Below are 6368 nucleotides of genomic sequence, written 5' to 3' on the forward strand. Positions count from 1 at the left end.
GCCTGTTGCGCAGCGAGGACAACGGGGCGGCGCGGGGAGCGTTCGTCAGTTCAACGGACCACCGGAGGCTCGGTTACGCCGCTCAGGTGTGGAGTCGGCTGTTGGGGCCGTCCAAGTCGCCTTCGGTGTCGTCGTTGAACCAGTAGTCCCCCGCGGCCAGGTACCGGAACGCGTGGCTGCTCTAGCTGGGCAGCTAGTGCTCTGACCGGGAAGGTTCGCCGGGTTTGCAGTTCCGGCGGTTGGATGTGCGGTGACGTTGGATCCGACCGCTGGGGGTGTGGTGGCAGAGCCTGTCCGTGTGCGTAGGTTGACCGACCAGGAGGGGCAGAAGCTGCAGCAGATCGTGCGCCGGGGCAGCACCAGTTCGGTGCGGTTCCGGCGGGGGATGATGCTGCTGGCCTCGGCCGGCGGGAACCGGGTCCCGGTGATCGCGAAGCTGACGCAGGCCGACGAGGACACCGTCCGCGACGTGATCCACCGGTTCAACGAAATTGGCCTGGCCTGTCTGGACCCTCGATGGGCGGGAGGCCGTCCCCGCCTTCTCGGTCCTGACGACGAGGACTTCGTCGTCCAGACGGCCACCACCCGCCCGACCAGGCTCGGCCAGCCCTTCACCCGCTGGTCGGTCCGCAAACTCGCCGCCTACCTGCGTCGCGTCCACGGACGCATCATCCGCATCGGCTGCGAGGCGTTACGCTGCCTGCTCCTGCGCCGCGGCATCACCTTCCAGCGCACGAAGACGTGGAAGGAGTCACCCGACCCCGACCGCGACGCCAAGCTCGACCGCATCGAGCACGTGCTGGAGCACTTCCCGGACCGGGTCTTCGCCTCCGACGAGTTCGGGCCCCTGGGAATCCGGCCCACCGCAGGCTCCTGCTGGGCTGAGCAGGGCAAGCCCAACCGCCTGCCGGCGACCTACCACCGCACCCACGGAGTCCGTTACTTTCACGGCTGCTACTCCGTCGGCGACGACACCCTGTGGGGCGTCAACCACAAGAAGAAGGGTGCGGTGAACACCCTGGCCGCACTCAGGTCGATCCGCGCGGCCAGGCCGGACGGCGCCCCGATCTACGTCATCCCGGACAACCTCTCCTCCCATAAGGGCGAGCAGATCCGACGCTGGGCCAGGAAGAACCGGGTCGAGCTGTGCTTCACCCCGACCTACGCGTCCTGGGCCAACCCGATCGAGGCCCACTTCGGACCGCTGCGGCAGTTCACCGTCGCCAACTCCCACCACCGCAACCACACGGTCCAGCCCCGGGCCTTGCACGCCTACCTCCGCTGGCGCAACCAGAATGCCCGCCACCCCGGCGTCCTGGCCGCCCAGCGTCGCGAGCGCGCCCGCATCCGCAGCGAGAAAGGCATCCGCTGGGGCGGGCGTCCGCTGATGGCAACAGCCTGACCAGCGCGGGTGCTTCCGGAAGTCATTCAGTCAGCGCTGCCTGGAGGGCATCGAAGGTCTCTCGCAGTTCGAGGGTGGTGATCGGATCGATCTCCATCTGAAAATGGCACACGTCGTCGTCTCCGTTAGGCGTGAGCCGCACGAAGAAGGCGAAGCCGTCCCCGACGGGCTCCGCCGTCAAGGCCAGAGGGTTGTTTCGGCCTGGGCTCACCGCCTCGGAGAAGCGTCCTCCCGACGGGTCCTGCAGGCGAGAGAGCATCCGTGCTGCGAAGTCAGCGACCTCTGCGGTGCTGAGGTATGCCGTGAAGTCTGCTGTCAGGCAGGAGCACCAGTCGGCTGTGACCTGCCAACTGTCCTCATCGGTCCAAGTCAGTTCCAGCCATGCGCTATCGCTACCGAGGCGTATCCGCGGCTGTTCCATCATCTCGTCCTCCGATCCGCACCTGAGCCCAAGATCTTATGGTGCGGACCTTCCCGCCTGCAGCCCCTGCAGCTCACCACCTCTCACATCACCGACCCGGCGAACCTTCCCGGTTAGAGCACTAGGTAAGGCGGATGCGGGAGACAGGTCCGTCCGGGCATCGACGAATGTGCGAGCCGAACCCGCGCCGCAGCGGCCCGCCGGTCCAATCGGCCGGCACCGCGGCCGTCGGCTCGAGCAACCTATTCGGCGTACGCCAGCATCGGCTCCGACCCTGGGCAACAGATGGTGTCCTCATCAGCGATCAGCGCGACGCAGCCCCCACAGAGCCACGCCGTCTCGGGCTCCACGGGCCCAGACACGGACACCTCGTTCTCACGCACCATCAGCTGCCAGGTATCCCAGGACTCCTCGCCCTGCGCGTCGATCACACCGTTGAGCACGTGGTCGAAGGTGAAGTTCTCGAACCCGGGCTGGCCTTGGGCATGAGCGCCAGGCTTCAGGAAGTGGTCGACCAGGTAGACCATCCACTCGGATGAGTCGTGGAACTTCTCGTGTCGGTTCCATTCGATCGCTGCCCCGTCATCCGTGGGCTCCCACTCGCACCACAGGCCGGGCTGGCCCGCCGCGGGCTTGTCGAACTCGCGAATGTCCGCGTCGCGGCCCTGTCCCGCGTGGCCAGTGCCATCGACGTAGTAGGGGCCGTTGCCACGGTCCATGCGCCGGGTGCCGGCGAACTTTCGCAGGTAGGCGATCTCCTGCTCGTTGAGCGGCGGCTCGACGGCGATCCGACCGGTGAATGTCGTGGTGTAGCCCATGCTGGCATCGTAGTCAGGCCAGCCGACACCCCGGACCGCCCGACCAAGCCGGCGGGCGTCGGCGCGAACCCGGTGAACCTTCTCGGTCACAGCACTAGACGGTGACGGCGCGCTTGCCGTCCTTGCGGGGCGTCAGGGTGTGGACGCCGGGCTGACAGTCGTTGAAGTCGCCCACCACGCTGACGGGGCCGGGCGGAACGTCGACGGGAAGGATGAAGGTGACCTCGGTGCGGTCCTTGCGCAGTGTGCGCTCCAGCATGAGTCGGCTCCTGACAGTCGCGCCGACGGGGTACGGGCACATCGTCCGTGGCACGCGTGCCAGCTGCTCTCCGACACCTCCGACGACGTCACTCGTCCACCACGGTCAGTGACGCAAATGGTGCGTGATGTGACTTTGGGTGGCAGCGTGAGCGGGGAGGAATTCTTCCACACACCTCAGAGGAGTCGCCGTCATGGGCGGTACGCAGGACAAGCGTCAGGAACCGGGCAAGGGCCGCGAGAAGCAGGATCGGATGCGCCCGGGCCAGGCTCACCCCGGCGCGGGCCAGGGAAGCGAGCGGGGCCTGAGCCCCGAGGAGCTCAAGCGGCGCCGCCAGGAGGAGATGTTCCGCGAGCGCGAGCGGGACGAGATGCGTGACGAAGAACTCTGACCACCGCCGGAGCGGTAACACCCACGCACGCAGGACCCGGCCAGGCCCGTAGTCACCTTGGCCGGGTCCTGTCATGCCTGCCCCGCAGCCGCGGTGGTCCCCGCTGCGTCATCGCGGGCCGAGAAGACGACTGGGCGTCCCCTGCACCGGCTGCCAGGTGGACACCCGCGGGGCGGCTGCCGCCTCCGCGTCACCGGCAGGCTCTCTCGCCCTGATCCCGCTTGCGGCCGGGTTCAGGGCAGGACGACGATCGAAACGGGCCGTCATCAGGTCCGCTGGCCCCGTCGGCGCATCAAGAGCGGCATGGCCGTGAGGTGGGACAGCATGCCAAGCGAGTTCCACATCATGATCCGACGCTACGGTCCGACTCTGTGCCTGACTCCGGCCGGCGAGCTGGACATCGACTCGGGACCCCGCCTTCGCCCCGGTGTGGACGGCCCTGGACGACCACATCGCGGTGGTGGCCTGCGACATGCGCCGCAGCCGCCGGGCTGGAACTCCTCCTCGACCTCGCCGCCCTCCGCGACGGACTCGGCATCGCCTTCTTCGCCTACAACTGGCCGCATCAGCCGACGCGGCTCCTGGACCTCATCGACTGCATCGCCTCCCCCCTGTCCCACGCAGGCGATCGGTCGACACCGACCCGTCCACTGCGCCGCACGCTTCCGCGACCTGGATACGCTCCATCCCGCCCACCACCGCAGCGCCACCGCTCGCGAAGGCTCCGATCTGCAACTGAAGCACCCCGGACGCGCTTCATGGCTGGGTCGGGGCCGGTTGTCACAGAAGGTGTCCTGCCAGCGTGCGGCGTTTGCGTACCGGACCGGATCGGATGCCGGTCGAAGCCGCCCCATCGCGGAGTGGACGGCGACGAAGCTGCGCGGGGGCCTGGCGGTGGACAAGTCGGAGAGGGACCGGCTGCTCGACATCGCGGCCGGCTGCGGCGGTACCGATGTGGAGTTCACCCCTGCTCCGTAGGACAGCCCGAAGCTGAGGGCCGCCACCTCGACAGGTGCCGGCCCTACCGTGCTTCCCAGCTGCTCGGGACCGCGGCGTGGCCGGGACATGAGGGGGCCGTACCGAGCGGCAGTGCGATGTCCCGTTCGAGCCTACGGGCGCCGGGCCCGGGCGAGAACTGAACGGTTGATCGAGGCGTGGAAGGCCCCCGCCTCCGAGAGCGAACGCTGCTCACGCAGGAGCGCGTCGCCGCGGGGGTGTGCGATACGCCCTGCAGTGCAGGCACGCTCCACGACGTGTTCCAACGAGACCATGTAGGACAGCTCCTCGACGGAGCCGTACACGACGAGTTCGACGTCCATGCGCGCCTCCGCAAAGCCCGCGTGGGCCAGCAGCCTGCGCAGGTGTCTTCCGATGTCCCGGTGGGCGATGTGCCTGCCGACCTCGTCTGCGGCCGTGCGCGTCGACTGGTGTGCGGGCACGATCGCCGTGTCCGTCGGACGTTCGCCGAGCAGATACCGGCCCTGACCCCTCACCGCTCACGCCGCACGAACGCTCTCAACGCTCAGCTGACCGATGTGGCCTTGTTCCTTGGCGGCCGGCCAGGCGCTCGCCTGTTCCAGCGCATGACAATCGACATCTGCAAGGACACCCTGTTGCGGCTGACCCGCGCTCTGCCGCTGCCCTCGTCGGGGAGGTTCCGCCCATGATCACCCCGGCTTGACAAGGACATGTGAGAAGTCTTTGCCGGCGGCGGAGCGGCCGTACGGCTTCACCCGGATGCCCGGTCCATTGGGCATCCGGGCCGCCGCGCCTTTGACTGGGAGGTCCGGAAGTCCGGAAGTCCGGAACCCCGTGGAGGCAGGAGGCATGATGACGGCGGTCGCGTGGATGCGTGGTGCGGCAGGTGCGGTGGTGCTGACGGCCGTGGCGCTCGGAGCCGCGGGCTGTTCGGACGGCGACGGCACCCCGTCCGGGGCCGTGTCGAGCGCCGCGTCGGCGGTGAAGTCGGCGGGCGAGGCGGTCTCGTCGGCCGCGGCCGAGGCCAAGCGGGCCGCCGAGTCGGCGGCTGCCGTCGCGAAGGACAAGCTCGCCGGGGTGAAGGACGGGGTCAACGCCAAGGAGCAGGTGTCCCTGGGGTCCGTGGCGACCGACGCCGACGGTTACACGACCGTCCCCGTGACGGCGCAGAACACGGACGACGCGACGAAGTCCTTCGCGGTGCAGGTCGAGTTCAAGGACGAGGCCGGCAATCTCATCGACACGGTCGTGGTGACGATCACGGACGTCGCGGGCAAGGGCACGGGGCAGGGAACGGCCCGCAGTACGCACAAGCTGTCCGGCACGGTGTCGGCCCAGACGGGTACGGCCCTGCGCTACTGAGCCCGCGGCCGCCCCACCCCCGTAACCGCCGCATCCGCATCCGCACAACCCGCAACAGGGATCCGGCCGATCACGTTCGCCGTTCACGGGCGTAGGCTTCGATCGGCACGGACACGGCGGGGGGCAGGACACATGACGGTGGGATCGGCACAGAGGTGGGCATCGACCCTCGACTCTGTCGTGGTGTACGCGCAGGGCGCGGTCTGCCGCCGCCTGGCCCGGGGCAGCGTGCCGCCGGACGGCCGGGTGCGGGTGACGGGACTGCCCCGCTCGCTGGACCCGGGCTCGCTGCGAGCCGGTGTGCTCGGGGCCCCCGGCGTACGCGTCACCGAGGCCCGGGTGGAGGTCGAGGCCCAGCCGCTCGGCGCGGGCGCACCCGATGCGTTGCGGCACGAGGTCGAGCGGCTGCGCGAGGAATCAGCGGCCGTACGGGGCCGCCGGGACCGGCAACTGGGCCTGATCGAGGAGGTCAGGGCCCTGTCCCCGGTGCCGCCGGTCCCCAACCCAGAGGACCCGCACCGTCGTACGCCGGTCGACGCGTGGCTGGAGCTCGCCGATTTCGTCGACGGTCGGCTGACGGGACTGCACACCCGCCTCGCCGAGCTGGAGGACGCGCTGCGCCGCGTCGAGCACGAACTCGGCATCGCCGCCGACAGACTCGCCCGCGCCTCCACCGACACACCGTCAGCACACGTGGAGACCACGGTCTCCGCGCTCCTCACGCTCGACGGCGCCGT

General features: G+C 69.3%; 9 protein-coding genes. 5 read left to right on the forward strand and 4 right to left on the reverse strand.

All coding sequences use genetic code 11. The features are described from left to right. Positions 1-280: 280 nt before the first annotated feature. The gene (locus ACWGE1_RS06980) at positions 281-1402 is read left to right on the forward strand and encodes an IS630 family transposase (protein ID WP_453419511.1); all 1122 of its coding nucleotides are present in this window, start codon (positions 281-283) and stop codon (positions 1400-1402) included. Between the two features lie 22 nt (positions 1403-1424). Here ACWGE1_RS06980 and ACWGE1_RS06985 read toward each other — a convergent pair whose 3' ends face one another. From ACWGE1_RS06985 to ACWGE1_RS06995, 3 genes are all read right to left on the reverse strand, one after another. Beyond that, complete coding sequence (locus ACWGE1_RS06985; RefSeq protein WP_453419512.1) at positions 1425-1826, reverse strand: hypothetical protein; 402 nt, start codon at positions 1824-1826, stop codon at positions 1425-1427. Positions 1827-2065: 239 nt separating this feature from the next. Beyond that, entirely contained in the window at positions 2066-2731 is a 666-nt protein-coding gene (locus ACWGE1_RS06990; RefSeq protein WP_453419513.1) for a hypothetical protein, read from the reverse strand. Between the two features lie 4 nt (positions 2732-2735). After that, positions 2736-2900, reverse strand: coding sequence for a hypothetical protein (locus ACWGE1_RS06995; RefSeq protein ID WP_453419514.1), 165 nt, complete (start codon positions 2898-2900; stop codon positions 2736-2738). A gap of 193 nt (positions 2901-3093) precedes the next feature. Between ACWGE1_RS06995 and ACWGE1_RS07000 the strand changes: the two genes are divergently transcribed. Both ACWGE1_RS07000 and ACWGE1_RS07005 read left to right on the forward strand, forming a co-directional pair. After that, positions 3094-3291, forward strand: a complete 198-nt coding sequence (locus ACWGE1_RS07000) for a hypothetical protein (protein ID WP_453419515.1) — start codon at positions 3094-3096, stop codon at positions 3289-3291. A 777-nt stretch (positions 3292-4068) separates the two neighbouring features. Then, a complete protein-coding gene (locus ACWGE1_RS07005; RefSeq protein ID WP_453419516.1) occupies positions 4069-4269 on the forward strand; it encodes a hypothetical protein in 201 nt (66 codons plus the stop codon). A gap of 131 nt (positions 4270-4400) precedes the next feature. Here the strand turns inward: ACWGE1_RS07005 and ACWGE1_RS07010 are convergent, their stop codons facing one another. Further along, positions 4401-4730 carry a hypothetical protein gene (locus ACWGE1_RS07010; RefSeq protein ID WP_453419517.1) on the reverse strand — a complete coding sequence of 110 codons (330 nt, stop codon included), beginning with the start codon at positions 4728-4730 and terminating at the stop codon, positions 4401-4403. A gap of 388 nt (positions 4731-5118) precedes the next feature. Here ACWGE1_RS07010 and ACWGE1_RS07015 point away from each other — a divergent pair, with 388 nt between their 5' ends. Further along, the gene (locus ACWGE1_RS07015; protein WP_453419518.1) at positions 5119-5631 is read left to right on the forward strand and encodes a hypothetical protein; all 513 of its coding nucleotides are present in this window, start codon (positions 5119-5121) and stop codon (positions 5629-5631) included. Positions 5632-5763: 132 nt separating this feature from the next. After that, positions 5764-6368 (forward strand): DUF4140 domain-containing protein (locus ACWGE1_RS07020; RefSeq protein ID WP_453419519.1); only part of this gene is annotated, 605 nt, incomplete at its 3' end.

The organism is Streptomyces sp. NPDC054932, from assembly GCF_053610205.1.